At 68.6% G+C, this 15,064-nt stretch carries 15 protein-coding genes; 10 read left to right on the plus strand and 5 right to left on the minus strand.

The features are described from left to right. Positions 1–8: 8 nt before the first annotated feature. Positions 9–941 (minus strand): 2-dehydropantoate 2-reductase, encoded by a 933-nt coding sequence (locus NHL60_RS06845; RefSeq protein WP_253450607.1) that lies wholly within the window; start codon positions 939–941, stop codon positions 9–11. Positions 942–1,147: 206 nt separating this feature from the next. On the opposite strand from NHL60_RS06845, the gene NHL60_RS06850 reads away from it, so the two are divergent. Further along, complete coding sequence (locus NHL60_RS06850; protein ID WP_253450609.1) at positions 1,148–2,725, plus strand: thymidine phosphorylase family protein; 1,578 nt, start codon at positions 1,148–1,150, stop codon at positions 2,723–2,725. 1 nt (position 2,726) lies between these two features. Next, positions 2,727–3,626, plus strand: a complete 900-nt coding sequence (locus NHL60_RS06855) for a ribose-phosphate diphosphokinase (RefSeq protein WP_253450611.1) — start codon at positions 2,727–2,729, stop codon at positions 3,624–3,626. A 109-nt stretch (positions 3,627–3,735) separates the two neighbouring features. Here the strand turns inward: NHL60_RS06855 and NHL60_RS06860 are convergent, their stop codons facing one another. Next, positions 3,736–3,984 (minus strand): hypothetical protein, encoded by a 249-nt coding sequence (locus NHL60_RS06860; RefSeq protein WP_253450613.1) that lies wholly within the window; start codon positions 3,982–3,984, stop codon positions 3,736–3,738. Between the two features lie 193 nt (positions 3,985–4,177). Next, positions 4,178–5,422, minus strand: coding sequence for a M20/M25/M40 family metallo-hydrolase (locus NHL60_RS06865; RefSeq protein WP_253450615.1), 1,245 nt, complete (start codon positions 5,420–5,422; stop codon positions 4,178–4,180). A gap of 168 nt (positions 5,423–5,590) precedes the next feature. Between NHL60_RS06865 and NHL60_RS06870 the strand changes: the two genes are divergently transcribed. Continuing rightward, the gene (locus NHL60_RS06870) at positions 5,591–6,118 is read left to right on the plus strand and encodes a hypothetical protein (RefSeq protein ID WP_253450618.1); all 528 of its coding nucleotides are present in this window, start codon (positions 5,591–5,593) and stop codon (positions 6,116–6,118) included. Between the two features lie 85 nt (positions 6,119–6,203). Here the strand turns inward: NHL60_RS06870 and NHL60_RS06875 are convergent, their stop codons facing one another. After that, positions 6,204–7,256: an SO_0444 family Cu/Zn efflux transporter gene (locus NHL60_RS06875; protein WP_253450621.1), complete on the minus strand. Its 1,053-nt coding sequence runs from the start codon at positions 7,254–7,256 to the stop codon at positions 6,204–6,206. Positions 7,257–7,343: 87 nt separating this feature from the next. Continuing rightward, the gene (locus NHL60_RS06880; RefSeq protein WP_253450624.1) at positions 7,344–8,261 is read right to left on the minus strand and encodes a complex I NDUFA9 subunit family protein; all 918 of its coding nucleotides are present in this window, start codon (positions 8,259–8,261) and stop codon (positions 7,344–7,346) included. Between the two features lie 133 nt (positions 8,262–8,394). Between NHL60_RS06880 and NHL60_RS06885 the strand changes: the two genes are divergently transcribed. The 7 genes from NHL60_RS06885 (at position 8,395) to sufT (ending at position 15,034) form a co-directional block, all read left to right on the plus strand. Then, positions 8,395–8,736, plus strand: a complete 342-nt coding sequence (locus NHL60_RS06885; RefSeq protein WP_253450627.1) for a zinc ribbon domain-containing protein YjdM — start codon at positions 8,395–8,397, stop codon at positions 8,734–8,736. Between the two features lie 271 nt (positions 8,737–9,007). Further along, positions 9,008–9,472 (plus strand): SUF system Fe-S cluster assembly regulator, encoded by a 465-nt coding sequence (locus NHL60_RS06890; protein WP_253452056.1) that lies wholly within the window; start codon positions 9,008–9,010, stop codon positions 9,470–9,472. 66 nt (positions 9,473–9,538) lie between these two features. Beyond that, a complete protein-coding gene (gene sufB, locus NHL60_RS06895) occupies positions 9,539–10,981 on the plus strand; it encodes a Fe-S cluster assembly protein SufB (protein ID WP_253450630.1) in 1,443 nt (480 codons plus the stop codon). A gap of 48 nt (positions 10,982–11,029) precedes the next feature. After that, the gene (sufC, locus tag NHL60_RS06900) at positions 11,030–11,782 is read left to right on the plus strand and encodes a Fe-S cluster assembly ATPase SufC (RefSeq protein WP_253450633.1); all 753 of its coding nucleotides are present in this window, start codon (positions 11,030–11,032) and stop codon (positions 11,780–11,782) included. Then, on the plus strand, positions 11,779–13,149 hold the full coding sequence (gene sufD, locus NHL60_RS06905; protein WP_253450636.1) for a Fe-S cluster assembly protein SufD: 1,371 nt from the start codon (positions 11,779–11,781) through the stop codon (positions 13,147–13,149). Before sufC ends, sufD begins: the two co-directional genes overlap by 4 nt. 33 nt (positions 13,150–13,182) lie before the next feature. Further along, the gene (locus NHL60_RS06910; RefSeq protein ID WP_253450639.1) at positions 13,183–14,439 is read left to right on the plus strand and encodes a cysteine desulfurase; all 1,257 of its coding nucleotides are present in this window, start codon (positions 13,183–13,185) and stop codon (positions 14,437–14,439) included. A gap of 22 nt (positions 14,440–14,461) precedes the next feature. Beyond that, complete coding sequence (sufT, locus tag NHL60_RS06915) at positions 14,462–15,034, plus strand: putative Fe-S cluster assembly protein SufT (protein WP_253450642.1); 573 nt, start codon at positions 14,462–14,464, stop codon at positions 15,032–15,034. Positions 15,035–15,064 lie beyond the last annotated feature (30 nt).

Genomic DNA, 15,064 nt, shown 5'->3' on the forward strand with positions numbered 1-15,064 from the left:
CCCGGCCACTAGCCGGGTTGGCGCGCTGCCTGCTCCTGGGGCAGCAGGGCGGCGTGGATCATGGCGTTGACCGGCGTGGCCACGGCGGCCTCGCGGCCCAGGCGCACCACGGCGCCGTTCTGGGACTCCAGCTCCGAGGGCAGGCCGGCCATGATGTCGCGCTGCATGGAGGCGGTGCTCGCCTCGGGCAGGGCATCGATGAAGCGCATGGCGCGCTTCACGGCGTCCGCCGGCAGCGCCACGCTTCGGGCCCGGGCCACCGCCTCGATCTCGGCCAGGATCTGCTCGATCATGGCCCGGGTCTCGGGGAGGGAGCGGGTCACGCCGATGGGAGCGCGGGTCACGCTGCCGATGCCGCTCATGGCGCAGATGAACAGGAACTTGCTCCACACCGCCACCTGGATATCGTCGGGAATCTCCGCCGTGACGCCCCTGGCCTGGTCGAAGGCCGCCTTGAGGCGTTCCGCCCGCTTGCTGCGGCGGTTATCGCGCTCGCCGAAGCGTATGAAGGGCGATACGCCGGCATGGCGGATATGGCCGGGAGCCTCCCGCCAGGCGAGGATGCCGCAGAGGCCATCCAGCACATGGGCCTGGCCCAGCTGGCCGGCCAGGATATCAGCGGCCTCCACGCCGTTCTCCAGGGGCACCACGAAGGTATCCGGGCCGATCATCGGACGGATGGCCCGCGCCGCCTCGGCCACCTGCCAGGACTTGACCGCCACCAGCACGGCATCCACTGCGCCCACCTCCGCGGGCTCATCGGTGGCCTTGACCTCGGGCAGGTGGAGGTCGCCCTCGATGCTCGAGACCTTGAGGCCATGGCGGCGCATCTGGGCCAGGTGCTCGCCGCGGGCGATGAAGGTCACATCGTGTCCGGCCTCGGCCAGGCGGGCGCCAAAGTAGCCGCCAACGCCGCCGCTGCCCATGATTGCCAATCGCATTGTCGCTCCCTCGTTTTCGGCTTGAGCCTGCCCCAGCCTACACCGGAACGGCTCGGTCTGGCATCGCCACTTGGTCGGCAGTCAGGGGGCCTGGGTCGGCAGGGGACGTCATGACGCCTGTGTGACCGGCTGATACCATGGGCGCCATCCCTCTTGTGCGCGGCTCCGGGCACTCCCGCCGCCGCCTCGCTTCACGGAAGAGCCCCATGACTCGATCCCGCCCCCAGGCCACCATGGACGACGCCCTCTCGCCGCTCTCGCTCAGGCGCGTGGGCATCGATACCTACCGCGAGAACGTGGCCTACCTGCATCGCGACTGCGACCTCTATCGTGCCGAAGGCTTTCAGGCCCTCTCCAAGGTGGAGGTGCGCGCCAACGGTCAGCGCATCCTGGCCAGTCTCAACGTGGTGGATGACCCCGCCATCGTCGACTGCCAGCAGCTCGGCCTCTCCGAGGACGCCTTCGAGTCCCTGGGCGTCGAGGAGGGGCTACCGGTCAGCGTCTCCCAGGCCGAGCCGCCGGCCTCGATTCCGGCGCTGCACCGCAAGATCAACGGCGAACGGCTGACCCGGGATGATTTCCGGGCGATCGTTCAGGACATCGCCGAGCTGCGCTACTCCAAGATCGAACTGACCGCCTTCGTGGTGGCCTGTGACCTGGGTGAGATGGACCGCGAGGAGATCTATTACCTCAGCGATGCCATGTGCCGCGTCGGGCGCCGCCTCGATTGGCACGAGCATCCGGTGGTGGACAAGCACTGCATCGGTGGCATCCCCGGCAACCGCACCTCCATGCTGGTGGTGCCGATCGTGGCCGCCCACGGCCTGCTCTGTCCCAAGACCTCCTCTCGGGCGATCACTTCGCCGGCGGGCACCTCCGACACCATGGAGATGCTGGCTAACGTCGACCTGCCCTTCGATGAGCTCGAGAAGATCGTGCGGACCCATCGTGGCTGCCTGGCCTGGGGCGGTACCAGCCAGCTCTCCCCGGCCGACGACGTGCTGATTTCGGTGGAGCGGCCGCTCTCCATCGACTCCCCGGGCCAGATGGTGGCCTCGATCCTCTCCAAGAAGGTGGCCGCGGGCTCCACCCACCTGCTGCTGGACATCCCGGTGGGGCCCCATGCCAAGGTGCGCTCCATGCCCGAGGCGCGTCGCCTGCGCAAGCTGTTCGAGTTCGTTGCCGCACGCATGGGACTGACCCTGGACGTGGTGATCACCGACGGCAGCCAGCCCATCGGCCGCGGCATCGGCCCGGTGCTGGAGGCCCGGGATGTGATGCGGGTGCTCACCAACCACCCGGAGGCGCCCATGGACCTGCGTCAGAAGTCCCTGCGCCTGGCCGGGCGCATGCTGGAGTTTGACCCGGACGTGCGCGGCGGCGACGGCTTCGGCATCGCTCGGGACATCCTCGACTCCGGGCGCGCCCTGGAGCGCATGCAGGCGATCATCGATGCCCAGGGGGCCAGGCCCTTCGACCCGGACAACCCGCCCCTGGCGCCTCACGCCTTCGAGGTGGTGGCGCCGGAAGATGGTGTGGTGATCGGTATCGACAACCTCAAGCTGGCGCGCATCGCCAGGCTGGCCGGTGCGCCCAAGGCCGCCGGTGCGGGTATCGACCTGGCCGCCCGCATCGGGGACGAGGTCAAGGCCGGGCAGCCGCTCTATACGGTCTATGCTGCCTTCCGCAACGAGCTGGCCCTGGCCCACCAGTCCAGCGAGCGCGACAGCGGCTTTACCCTGGGTCATCGCGACGAGCTGACCCATCTCAACGTGGAGATGTGACATGGATGCCGCCCTGCTTCATTTTTCCGACGAGGCCGGGCCGGCGCGGCGCCTGGCCGACGCCTGCCGGCTGCCGGCCCTGGTGGTGGAACGCCACCGCTTCCCCGACGCCGAGCTCAAGCTGACCCTGCCACTTGGCGACGAGCGGCCGGTGCCCGCCACCCTGGTGCTCTACCGCAGCCTGGACCGCCCCAACGACAAGCTGGTCGAGCTGCTGCTGCTGGCGCGGCACGCCCGGCGCCTGGGCGTGGCGCGCCTGGTGCTGGTGGCGCCCTACCTGGCCTATATGCGCCAGGATATCGCCTTCCATCCCGGCGAGGTCGTCAGCCAGACCATCATCGGCGGCTTCCTGGCCGAGCTCTTCGATGCGGTGATCACCGTGGACCCCCACCTGCACCGCATCGAGCGCCTGGAGCAGGCGATTCCCCTCGATCATGCCATCGCCCTCTCCGGTGCGCCGCGGCTGGCCGAGCTGATCGCCGGAAAGCGCCCCGAGGCGCTGCTGCTGGGCCCCGACGAGGAGGCGCTGCAGTGGGTCTCCCAGGCCGCCGAGCTGACCGGGCTCGACCATGCGACCTGTCGCAAGGTGCGCCATGGCGATCGCGACGTGGAGATAGCGCTGCCCGATGTCGAGGTGGCTGGACGGCGAGTGGTCCTGATGGATGACGTGGCGAGCTCCGGCCATACCGTGGCCCGTGCCGCCGAGGCCCTGCTGGCGGCGGGGGCGCTTTCGGTGGACCTGGCGCTGACCCACGCCCTCTTTGCCGGAGATGCCCTGGCGGTGATTCATGCTGCCGGGGTGGGGGAGGTGTGGAGCACCGACTGTATCGCCCACGACAGCAATGCCATCGCCATGGCGCCGGTGTTGGCCCAGGCGCTGGATGAGGTGCTGGCCGGCTGAGTCGCCCCGGCGTCCTGTCGATCCTGAAACGCCAGCGGGGCACGAGAGAGTCTCTCGTGCCCCGCTGGCGCTGTTGTGGCCACCCGCCCGGCGAGTGGCGCTGCCGCCGTCAGGCGTAGAGATTGGTCCCGCTGGCGGCCCGCAGGCGCTCCAGGGAGATCACCTGCTGGCCGCGCTCCGGGGTATCGGTGCGAAAGCCGATCTCGAAGCCGCGGTCGGTCAGCTCTTCGATCCAGAACTCTTCACTGGCCATGCCCTCGGCTTCACTGGCGCTGGAAGCATGGAAGAGGCCGCCGCCGAGGTGCATCTCCTGACCGCGGGAGTGGAGGGCGAAGACGTCGACGAGGAAGGATTTCATGGCGCTCACATTGGCTTGGTGTGTGTGGCACCCATCATAGCCAGGCAGTCGGCGAAGCGAGAGCAGATTCGGATTCTGTTGTGACAAGCCCCATGCGTCGGCGACATCATTCCGCGCCGGCATGAGTGATGCCCGAAACGAGGGGCCCCGTAGACGCAGCACGTCGTGCCCGCGGGGCCCCGTGGCGCGGCGCCTAGTCGCCGTGGGTATCAGGCTTGTCCCCGCCCCGGTGGGCAAGGGGGGCTGCCTCGTCCAGGCGGGGGTGGTGGTCCAGGAACTCCCGGTGGGGGTCGGGCAGGGCGTCCAGGGCCTGGAGGCTGTGGGTGATGGCGTGGATCGCCGCCGTCACGTCCCGGGTGTTGCCGGTCTCCGAGATGGTATGCATGTTGCGGATCGGGAAGCCGATGGAGGTGGCCACGCAGTCCACGGCGGCCAGCACGCCGGCCATGCCGTCGGTGCCGGTATCGGCGCCGACGATATCCCGCTGCATGGGGATGCTGTGCTCCCGGGCGGTGGTCTCGATGATCCGGTTGAGCTGCTCGCTGGCGATGGCGCCCACCGAGAGGGTGAAGCCCTTGCCCATCTCCAGCGGCTGCATGCGACGGTCGCCGATGCCCGGGGCCGCCACGTAGTCATGGTTCACGTCCACGGCGATGATGGCGTCGGGCCGGAGCTCGCCGGCCAGCACCCGGCTGCCGAAGCGGCCGATCTCCTCGTAGCTGGCGATGGCGAACATCACCCTGACCTGCTCGGTGCCGCCCGCCTCGGCGATCAGCCGCGCCACCTCGGCGGTGACGAAGCAGCCCAGGCCGTTGTCCAGGTAGGCGCCGTAGAAGGTGTCCGGGCTGAAGCCGTGGCGAATGGGGCGGTTGAAGAGGATGGAGTCGCCCGGGCGCACGCCCAGGTTCTCCACCTGCTGCTTCTTGTTCTCGCCGTGGATCTGCAGGTCCAGGTAGATCTGTTCCTTCTTGATGCCCTTGCTGCCGTCGCGCTGGGCCGGGTCGGAGAAGTGGATGGCGCCCAGGGCTTCCACGGTACCGCCCTCGATGCGCCGGTAGCTGCCGGGCGCCTCGGGGTCCTCGCTGAACAGCGTGACCTCATGGCCGATCAGCACGTTGGGCAGGAAGGCGTCGGTGTTGATCCAGACCTTGCCGTCCTCGCCGATGGAGCGTACCTGCATGCGGATCTTGTCGGCGTGGCCGATCACCATCACCTTGAAGAGGTCGTCGCGGCCCGGGTGGGTATCCAGCACCACGCCCGCATGGCCCTTGAACTGGTGCAGCTGCCACTCCGCGGGGGCGAAGCTCTCGAAGTGGGGCTTGAGCACGCCATAGGTCATGGCCGCCTCCAGGCCCACGGGGCTCGGAGCGGCGAGGATGCGCCGCATCAGCGCGAACTGCGGCTCGGGCATCGGCTCGGTCCAGGGGGTATCGCTCATCGCGTTCTCTCTCGTTGCAGGGTGAGATCATCGTCCCGGAGCTTACCATTCCGGGCGGCTGCGGTCTGTCCGAGGCGTCCTCGATTACCACTCCCGCGACCGGCCGGGCCAGGCTATGCTGAGCCTCCTGGCCCATCGGTGGGCCTCGAGCGAGAAGGAGAGTCAGGCATGTGGTCAAGGGTGTCGGTGAGATTGCCCCTCGGGCTGAGTGTGCTGTTGCTGGGAGGCTGTGCCGGCTCCCCGCCGGCGCCACCCGCCCCGCAACCTGAGGTCACGCCGCCCCCGGAGGTGGTGGTGCCCGGGGTCGGAAGGGAGGAGCAGTACTGGCTGCCGCCGCTGTTTCATGGCGTGGAGGACGAGGTCCACTACTACATCAGCCGCCTGCCGGACCGCCGCTTCGTTACCAGCTATGGCGGGGAGGAGCACCCGCGCCCTTGGTATATCGCCGCGGAGCGGCTCGGGCAGATCGGTGAGCCCGCCATCCCCGCCCTGGCCTCGCGGCTAGACACCCCGGATGAGTACGAGCTGATGCTGGTGCTCTATGCCCTGATGCTCGCCTCCCAGGACCCGGCGCTGATGGCCGCCACCGGCGGCGACTACGTCGCGCTCGGCTCGGTGCTCGATCCGCACGACAACGCCAAGAACCTCGCCCTGGCCCAAGCCTGGTGGCAACGCCACGGCTGGCGCTGGCAGTAGCGTGAACGGTGCTGCATCTGCGCCAGCGGCTTCTTCAGCCGCACCATTGCGCTGCCCAGCGACATCGACGCCGACAAGGCCGAGGTCAAGTAGCCGAGCCCCGGGCGAGGCGGGCGGCCAGCTGGCGCCGCAGCGGCCTGATGGCCAGTGCCACCAGCACGACCAGCGCCACCGCCTCGAGCCACTCCGGCAGCAGCTCCTGCACCTGGTCGACCTGGCGCAGCACATCCAGCTGCCAGCCGCCCAGCAGTGCATCCACCCCCATCCCCAGCAGAAGGGCGCTGATCACGATGCCCGCCAGGTAGGCGGCCAGCGCACGGCCGCCCAGTTCGCGCCGGAACACGCCCAGGGTCGCCAGGCTGGTGACGGGGGCGGCGATCAGGAAGACCAGCACCGTGCCCGGCGAGACACCGGCCAGCAGCAGGCCGGCGGCGATCGGGGTGGCGGCGGTGGCGCACAGGTACATGGGGATGCCGATCAGCGCCATCAGCAGCATGGCCAGGGGGCCGCTGCCCAGGGTGGCGAGAGTGTCGGGGGGCACCAGGGCGATCAGGGCGCCGGCCACCAGCAGCCCGATCAGCAGCCAGCGGCTGATGTCGTCGAGAATGTCGCTGAAGGCGTAGCGCAGGCCCGCGGCGAGACGCCGTGGCAGCGAGGCGGATGCCGCCTTCTTGGCCTCCCCGCTGCAGCCGCTGCTGCAGCCGCAGCTCGAGGTAGCAGGGGCGGGAGGCGGGGTGGTGTCCCGGGTGCGCTCCACCAGCAGCCCGGTGGCGATGGCCGTGAGCACGGCACCAAGCCCACGGGCCAGCGCCATGAAGGGACCCAGCAGGGCATAGGTGATCGCCATGGAGTCGATGCCGATGCCCGGTGTGCCGATCAAAAAGGCGGTGGTCGGGCCCCGCGGCGCGCCCCCGCGATGCAGGGCCAGGGCGGTGGGAATGGCACCGCAGGAGCAGAGCGGCAGCGGGGCGCCGATGACCGCTGCCCGCGCCACGCTGCCGAGGCCGCGGCCGCCGATCCAGCGGGTCAGCCGGGTCTCGTCGAGCAGCGCCTTGATCAGCCCGGCGATGGTCAGCCCTAGCAGCAGCCAGGGGGCGGCCGAGAGGGCAACGGAGAGGGTGGCGGCGACAAGGGGCATGCGGGGGCTCTCCAGTGGCGGCGTTGCCCCATTCTGTCACGGGAGAGGGGGCAGCGCAGTACCTGGCGCCCGGGCCAGGCCCTCGCTTCAGCGCCGTGCCACGCTGCCGAGGCAGGCCGGCAGGCTGTCGTGAAGGGTGCGCGGCACGATGCCCAGATCGCTGAAGGTGCCGACATCCTCGCCGACCAGGGTGTCCTGCTGCATCAGGATCACCTGGTCCCGGGTCAGAGGCGGGGAGGGAAGGGGGCTGAGCAGCAGGGCCGCCAGGCGCCACAGGAAGAAGGGCACCGGCAGCAGGGAACGACGGCACTCCAGGTGGGCGAGGAGCTGTTCGAGGATCTGGCGATAGGTCAGCCGTTCCGGCCCGCCCAGCTCGAACAGGCGGCGCTCCAGGGGGCGTGACCCGCTCAGTCGTACCGCGGCTCTTGCCACGTCATCCACGTGGACCGGCTGGAGGCGCGTCTCGCCGCGACCGAACAGCGGCACTACGGGCAGGCGCGCCAGCCGTACCAGGGCGGCGAGGAAGGCGTCGTCGGGGCCGAACAGCACGCTCGGGCGCAGCAGGATCGCCTTTGGCAGGGCATCCACCACGGCGTGCTCGCCGGCCCCCCGGGCGCGCACATAGGCCGAGGGCGAAGCGGTGCTGGCGCCGATGCCCGAGACGTGGACGAAGCGCGCCACGCCGGCCTCCCGGGCGAGTCGCGCCAGGCAGGCGGCCCCCTCCACGTGGATCGCCTCGAAGGTCAGCCCCGCTCGGGGCCGCTCCACATAGAGGCTGACCGCATTGATGGCGGCGCTGCTGCCCGCCAGGGCGGCGGCCACCTGGTGCTCGTCGCGCAGGTCGCAGGCCAGCGCCTCGACGCTGTCACCCGGCTCCAGCCAGTCGGGCAGCTGCGGGCGGCGGGCGGCGATGCGCACCGGCCGGCCGGCCTCCACCAGCTCGCGCACGATGGCGCCGCCCAGAAAGCCGGTGCCGCCGAATACCGTGGTGAGGCCCTCGCCCATGACGCTTTCCTGTGGTGTCGGAATCCGCCCCTATCCTGCCAGCCTCGGCCTCGGGCGTCATGCCCTCGGCTGGAGACCCGGGGCGCGGCGGTGTAGGCTTGGCGGCTTCCTTCAGCCCTTGTCGGAGCGCGCCATGAGCGATCTTCCCCACTGTCCCGCCTGTGACTCTTCCTTCACCTACGACGACGGCCTGCAGTACGTCTGCCCGGAGTGCGGCCACGAGTGGTCCCGGGAAGCGAACGAGACCGCCGCGGACGACACGCCCCAGGTGCGCGACGCCAACGGCAACCCCCTGGCCGATGGCGACACCGTCACCGTGATCAAGGACCTCAAGGTCAAGGGCTCCTCCCTGGTGGTCAAGGTGGGCACCAAGGTCAAGAATATCCGCCTGGTCGAGGGCGACCACGATATCGACTGCAAGGTCGATGGCATCGGCCCCATGAAGCTGAAGTCCGCGTTTGTTAAAAAAGCATAAGCGTCAAGAAGGCGTGAGCGTCAAAAAAGCATAAGCGTCAAGAAGGCCTAACCGCCAGCAGGGCGTAGACGCCGGGAGGGGGCCGAGCGATAGCGCTCTTCAATGAGAACGATTGTCGTTATTGATGAGATCGGCGGCGAACGTGCCGCCATCCTGCTCGCCTGACGCCGGAAATCGCCCGCTGGGCTTCACATCGAATCCATACAGGACTAAAATGGTCCGCAATCGAGGCGCGGACTTCCTGCGTCCGGGTACTACCGAGGAGGGCAGCATGCTCAAGCTTTCGCGGCTGACTGACTATGCCGCCGTGGTGATGGCGCAGATCGCCCGTCACCCGGAGCAGCCCCAGGCGGCGGCCGAGCTGGCCGAATCGGTACAGCTGCCGCACCCCACGGTCGCCAAGACCCTGAAGATGCTGGTCAAGGCGGGGCTGCTGGAGTCGCGCCGCGGCGCCCAGGGTGGCTACTCCCTGGCGCGGCCGGCCTCACGGATCACCGCCATCGACATCATCACCGCCATCGAGGGTCCGGTGGCCATGACCGAGTGCAGTCACGCCGAGGGCGACTGCGACCTCGCCGCGACCTGTGGGGTAGCCGACAACTGGCAGCGCGTGTCCCTGGCCGTACGCACCCTGCTCGATAGCGTGACCCTGGCCCACCTGGCCGACACCGCGCCGATCAAGCTGCCCGTGCAGCTGCCCATCCAGAGTGTGACCCTGGCCGCCGGCCCGGCCTGAGTCGCCCGACGAATCACCACTGGCGAGCCCGGCTCGCCGGCCCAACCGCCCGGGAGGGGAGACATCATGGCAAGTCAGGAAATGGAACAGCTTGTCCGTCGCGAGTACAAGGAAGGCTTCGTGACCGACATCGAGAGCGATACGCTGCCGCCCGGCCTCGACGAGGGGACCATCGCCTTCATCTCGAAGAAGAAGGGCGAGCCCGAGTGGATGCTGGAGTGGCGCCTGGAGGCCTATCGCAAGTGGCTGAAGATGACGCCCCCCTCCTGGGCCCATCTCGACTATCCGCCCATCGACTACCAGGCGATCTCCTACTTCAGCGCCCCCAAGCGCCCCGAGGATCGCCCCCAGAGCCTCGATGAGGTCGACCCCAAGCTGCTCGAGACCTACGAGAAGCTCGGCATTCCCCTCCACGAGCGGGCGGCGCTCGCCGGCGTGGCGGTGGACGCGGTGTTCGACTCCGTCTCCGTGACCACCACCTTCAAGGAGAAGCTCTACGAGGCGGGGGTGATCTTCTGCTCCATCTCCGAGGCGGTGAAGGACTATCCCGAGCTGGTCAAGCAGTACCTGGGCAGCGTGGTGCCGGTGACCGACAACTACTTCGCCGCGCTCAACTCCGCGGTCTTCACCGATGGCTCCTTCGTCTTCGTGCCCAAGGGCGTCACCTGCCCCATGGAGCTCTCCACCTACTTCCGCATCAACGCCGCCAACACCGGCCAGTTCGAGCGCACCCTGATCATCTGCGAGGAGGGCGCCCAGGTCTCCTACCTGGAGGGCTGCACCGCGCCGATGCGCGACGAGAACCAGCTGCACGCTGCGGTGGTGGAGCTGGTGGCCCTGGACGACGCCTACATCAAGTACTCCACGGTGCAGAACTGGTACCCGGGCGACGAGGACGGCAAGGGCGGCATCTACAACTTCGTCACCAAGCGCGGCGACTGCCGCGGCGACCGTTCGCGGATCAGCTGGACCCAGGTCGAGACCGGCTCCGCGATCACCTGGAAGTACCCCTCCTGCGTGCTGCGCGGCAAGGAGAGCATCGGCGAGTTCTACTCCGTGGCCGTGACCAACGGCCGCCAGCAGGCCGACACCGGCACCAAGATGATCCATATCGGCGAGGGCACCCGCTCCAGCATCATCTCCAAGGGGATCTCCGCCGGCCGCAGCAACCAGTCCTACCGGGGCCTGGTGAAGATCGGCCCGCGGGCCAAGGGGGCGCGCAACTTTACCCAGTGTGACTCCCTGCTGATCGGCGACCAGTGTGGCGCCCACACCTTCCCTTATCAGGAGATCGGCAACAGCACCGCCACCGTGGAGCATGAGGCCACCACCTCCAAGATCGGCGAGGACCAGCTCTTCTACTGCCAGAGCCGCGGGATCTCCGAGGAGGACGCGGTGAGCATGATCGTCAACGGCTTCTGCAAGGACGTCTTCCAGGAGCTGCCGATGGAGTTCGCGGTGGAGGCCGAGGCGCTGCTCAGCGTGACCCTGGAAGGTTCGGTCGGCTAACCCGGTTTTTGCCGAGTTCACATTTTTCAGAATTCAAAGGTATTGAAGATGCTCGAAGTCAAGGATCTGCACGTTACGGTCGAGGGCAAGGAAATCCTCAAGGGCCTCACCCTGACCATCAATGCCGGGGAAGTGCATGCCATCATGGGCCCCAACGGCGCCGGCAAGTCCACCCTCTCGGCGGTGATCGCCGGCAAGGAGGGCTACGAGGTCACCTCCGGCTCCATCACCTTCGAAGGCAAGGACGTGCTGGAGATGGAGGTCGAGGAGCGGGCACTTGCCGGCCTGCTGCTGGGCTTCCAGTACCCGGTGGAGATCCCCGGGGTGAAGAACATCTACCTGCTCAAGGCGGCCCTCAACGCCAAGCGTGCCGCCAATGGCCAGGCCGAGATCCCGGCGCCGGAGTTCCTCAAGCTGGTCAAGGAGAAGACCGCCGAGATGAAGATGGATGCCAGCTTCCTGCAGCGCTCCGTCAACGAGGGCTTCTCCGGCGGCGAGAAGAAGCGCAACGAGATCCTGCAGATGCTGGTGCTGCAGCCCAAGCTGGCCATGCTCGACGAGATCGACTCGGGCCTCGACATCGACGCCATGAAGATCGTGGCCGATGGCGTCAACAGCCTGCGGGCCGCGGATCGCGGCATCCTGCTGGTGACCCACTACCAGCGCCTGCTCGACTACATCGTGCCGGACCATGTGCACGTGCTGGTCGACGGCCGCATCGCCAAGAGCGGCGGCGCCGACCTGGCGCTGGAGCTCGAGTCCCGTGGCTATGACTGGGTGCTGGAGGAGTCCGCCGCATGAGTGATGTGACAAGCGAGGTACAGACCTTTCTCGACCGCCTGGCCGAGCGCAGTGCCCGGCGCCGCGAGGCCCAGGGGCAGGAGCCGACCTGGATCGCCGCCCGGCGCCAGGCCGGCGCGGCCCGCTTCGAGGCCCTGGGCTTCCCGACCCGTCGCGACGAGGCGTGGAAGTACACCGACGTGCGCGCCATCGCCCGGGGTGACTTCGCCCTGGCCGAGGACGCCGAGTTTTCCCCGGCCGCGGCGGCGGCGCTGACGCTGCCCCTCGACGCCTACCGGCTGACCTTCGTCGACGGCCTCTTCTCGGCGGCGCTCTCCCAGCTCGATGGCCTGCCGGACGGCGTGACGGTGACGCCGCTCTCCCGGGCCCTGGAGGAGAACCACGAGGCGGTGGGTGGCCCCCTGGGCCGGCTGACCGGCGTGGAGTTCTCGCCCTTCTCGGCGCTCAATACCGCCTTCGTCGAAGAGGGAGCCGTGGTGCGCCTGGCGCCGGGCACCGTGGTGGAGAAGCCGATCATCCTGCAGTTCCTCTCCCGGGCCGGTGAGCGGGCGGTGATGAGCCATCCGCGGATCCTGGTGGAGGCCGGCGGGCGCAGCGAGGCGACCCTGGTCGAGCACCACGTGGGGGAGGAGGCCGCGGCCAACTTCACCAATCTGGTGGCGGAGGTCATCGTCGACCGCGGGGCGCATCTGACCCACTACAAGCTCCAGGAAGCACCGCTCTCCGACCTGCACGTGGCCAGCATTCACGTGGAGCAGGGGCGCGACAGCACCTACACCTCGTTCAACCTGAACCTGGGCGGCGGCCTGGTGCGCACCGATCTGATCAGCGACCTCAACGGCCAGAATGCCACCTCCAACTTCTATGGCCTCTTCTACGGCCAGGGTCGCCAGCACGTGGACAGCCACACCGTGGCCAACCACAACGCGCCCCACACCTTCTCCAACGAGAACTACAAGGGCATTCTCGATGACCGCGCCCATGGCGTGTTCAACGGCAGGGTGGTGGTGAAGCGCGACAGCCAGAAGATCGAGGGCTTCCAGAGCAACGCCAACCTGCTGCTCTCCGACCGCGCCGAGATCGACGCCAAGCCGGAGCTCGAGATCTACGCCGACGACGTCAAGTGCTCCCACGGCACCACCACCGGTCAGCTCGACCCCGAGGCGATCTACGCCCTGCGTGCCCGCGGCATCGACGAGCAGACGGCCCGCGGCCTGCTCACCCTGGCCTTCGCCGGCGAGGTGCTCGAGGCGGTTGGCCTGGACGCCATTGCCGAGCGCGTGGAGCTCGCCGTGGCCGGCAAGCTGCCCGAGCGTTTCAACCTGGCCGGGCTGGTGGAAGCCGCCGTCGCCCTGGGCGATGAGTGAACCCGACCCCGTTATCCTGAGGAGGAGCCTGCCATGACCAATCTGGCTGCCCGAGTCCCCGAGTCTCCCGTCCTCGACGTGGCGGCGATCCGCGCGGACTTCCCGATCCTGTCCCGCCAGGTGCATGGCAGGCCGCTGGTCTATCTGGACAACGCCGCCACCAGCCAGACCCCGCGGCAGGTGATCGAGGCCTTCGACGCCTACTACAGTGGCTACAACGCCAATATCCATCGCGGGCTGCATACCCTGGCCGACGAGGCCACGGCGGCCTTCGAGGGGACCCGGGAGACGGTGCGCGGCTTCCTGAATGCCGCCGAGCACCGCGAGATCATCTTCACCCGCGGCACCACCGAGGCGATCAACCTGGTGGTCAACAGCTGGGGGCGCGCCAACCTGGGGCCCGGCGACGAGGTGCTGATCTCGCGCCTGGAGCACCACTCCAACATCGTGCCCTGGCAGCTGCTGGCCGCCGAGCTGGGCTTCACCATCAAGGTGATCCCGGTGGATGAGCGCGGCGTGCTGGATCTCGACGCCTATCGGGCGCTGCTCGGCGAGCGCACCCGACTGGTGGCGGTCAACCACGTCTCCAATGCCTTCGGTACCGTCAATCCGGTCAAGGAGATGGCGGCCCTGGCCCACGCCCACGGAGCGCTGATCCTGGTGGACGGCGCCCAGGCCACGCCCCACCAGGAAGTGGATGTGCGTGACATCGACGCCGACTTCTACGCCTTCTCCGGCCACAAGGTCTACGGCCCCACCGGGGTGGGCGTGCTCTATGGCAAGGCGGCGCTGCTCGAGGCGATGCCGCCCTGGCAGGGCGGCGGTGAAATGATCAGGACGGTCTCCTTCGAGACCGGCACCACCTTCGCCGAGATTCCCCACAAGTTCGAGGCCGGCACCCCGGCCATCGCCGAGGTGATCGCTCTGGGCGAGGCGCTGCGCTGGGTCGCCGGCGTCGGCCTCTCGGCCATCGGCGCCTGGGAGGAGCGCCTGCTCCAGCGCGCCACCGCCGCGGTGTCGCGCATCGACGGCCTGCGCATCCTGGGCACGGCCCCGGGCAAGGCGGGGGTGCTCTCCTTCGTGGTCGACGGGGCTCACGCCCAGGATATCGGCCTGCTGATCGATCAGCTGGGGGTGGCGATTCGTACCGGCCACCACTGCGCCCAGCCGCTGCTGGCCCAGTTCGGCGTGGATGCCACCTGTCGGGCCTCCTTTGCCGCCTACAACACCCTGGAAGAGATCGATACCTTCGCCGAGGCGCTCACGCGCGTCATCGGCATGGTGAGATAGGGCCACGGATACAGAGAGAGCCATGAGCGATATCGAGCAGATAGCCAGCCTCGAGAAGGGACAGACTTTGCCCTTGCAGCGCGACGTCGAGGCGATCTCCATCCCCTTCGGCAAGACCGTGACCCTGGCCGAGGACAGCATCGTCAGCGTGATGCAGGCCAAGGGGAGCACGGTGAGCGTCGGCTTCGAGGGACGCCTCTACCTGATCGAGGGCGCCAACCTCGACGCCCTGGGGCTCGAGGCGCTGCCGCGGCCGACCCTTTCCGAGGACGCCTCCGAGGAGGAGATCGAGCAGTTCGTCTGGGACCAGCTGCGCACCTGCTTCGACCCGGAGATTCCGGTCAATATTGTTGATCTGGGCCTGGTCTACGGCTGTCGCATCGAGCGCCTGATCAGCGGTGAGCGCATCGTCACCATTCGCATGACGCTGACCGCTCCCGGCTGCGGCATGGGCGACGTCATCGCCGCCGACGCCCGCAACAAGATCCTCGGCGCTCCCCAGATCAGCAAGGTGCATACCGAGATCGTCTTCGACCCGCCCTGGAGTCGTGAGATGATGAGCGAAGAGGCCCGGCTCGAACTCGGCATGTTCTGACGGCGGCCTGGCCACACGCCCGGGGAGGGC

It is taken from the genome of Halomonas sp. Y3 (genome assembly GCF_024137965.1).
Taxonomy (GTDB): Bacteria; Pseudomonadota; Gammaproteobacteria; order Pseudomonadales; family Halomonadaceae; genus Halomonas; species Halomonas mongoliensis.

Coding starts and splice junctions, on each gene's coding strand:
- NHL60_RS06845 (WP_253450607.1), bottom strand. CDS start 941: ATGCGATTGGCAATCATGGGCAGCGGCGGCGTTGGCGGCTACTTTGGC.
- NHL60_RS06850 (WP_253450609.1), top strand. CDS start 1,148: ATGACTCGATCCCGCCCCCAGGCCACCATGGACGACGCCCTCTCGCCG.
- NHL60_RS06855 (WP_253450611.1), top strand. CDS start 2,727: ATGGATGCCGCCCTGCTTCATTTTTCCGACGAGGCCGGGCCGGCGCGG.
- NHL60_RS06860 (WP_253450613.1), bottom strand. CDS start 3,984: ATGAAATCCTTCCTCGTCGACGTCTTCGCCCTCCACTCCCGCGGTCAG.
- NHL60_RS06865 (WP_253450615.1), bottom strand. CDS start 5,422: ATGAGCGATACCCCCTGGACCGAGCCGATGCCCGAGCCGCAGTTCGCG.
- NHL60_RS06870 (WP_253450618.1), top strand. CDS start 5,591: ATGTGGTCAAGGGTGTCGGTGAGATTGCCCCTCGGGCTGAGTGTGCTG.
- NHL60_RS06875 (WP_253450621.1), bottom strand. CDS start 7,256: ATGCCCCTTGTCGCCGCCACCCTCTCCGTTGCCCTCTCGGCCGCCCCC.
- NHL60_RS06880 (WP_253450624.1), bottom strand. CDS start 8,261: ATGGGCGAGGGCCTCACCACGGTATTCGGCGGCACCGGCTTTCTGGGC.
- NHL60_RS06885 (WP_253450627.1), top strand. CDS start 8,395: ATGAGCGATCTTCCCCACTGTCCCGCCTGTGACTCTTCCTTCACCTAC.
- NHL60_RS06890 (WP_253452056.1), top strand. CDS start 9,008: ATGCTCAAGCTTTCGCGGCTGACTGACTATGCCGCCGTGGTGATGGCG.
- sufB (WP_253450630.1), top strand. CDS start 9,539: ATGGCAAGTCAGGAAATGGAACAGCTTGTCCGTCGCGAGTACAAGGAA.
- sufC (WP_253450633.1), top strand. CDS start 11,030: ATGCTCGAAGTCAAGGATCTGCACGTTACGGTCGAGGGCAAGGAAATC.
- sufD (WP_253450636.1), top strand. CDS start 11,779: ATGAGTGATGTGACAAGCGAGGTACAGACCTTTCTCGACCGCCTGGCC.
- NHL60_RS06910 (WP_253450639.1), top strand. CDS start 13,183: ATGACCAATCTGGCTGCCCGAGTCCCCGAGTCTCCCGTCCTCGACGTG.
- sufT (WP_253450642.1), top strand. CDS start 14,462: ATGAGCGATATCGAGCAGATAGCCAGCCTCGAGAAGGGACAGACTTTG.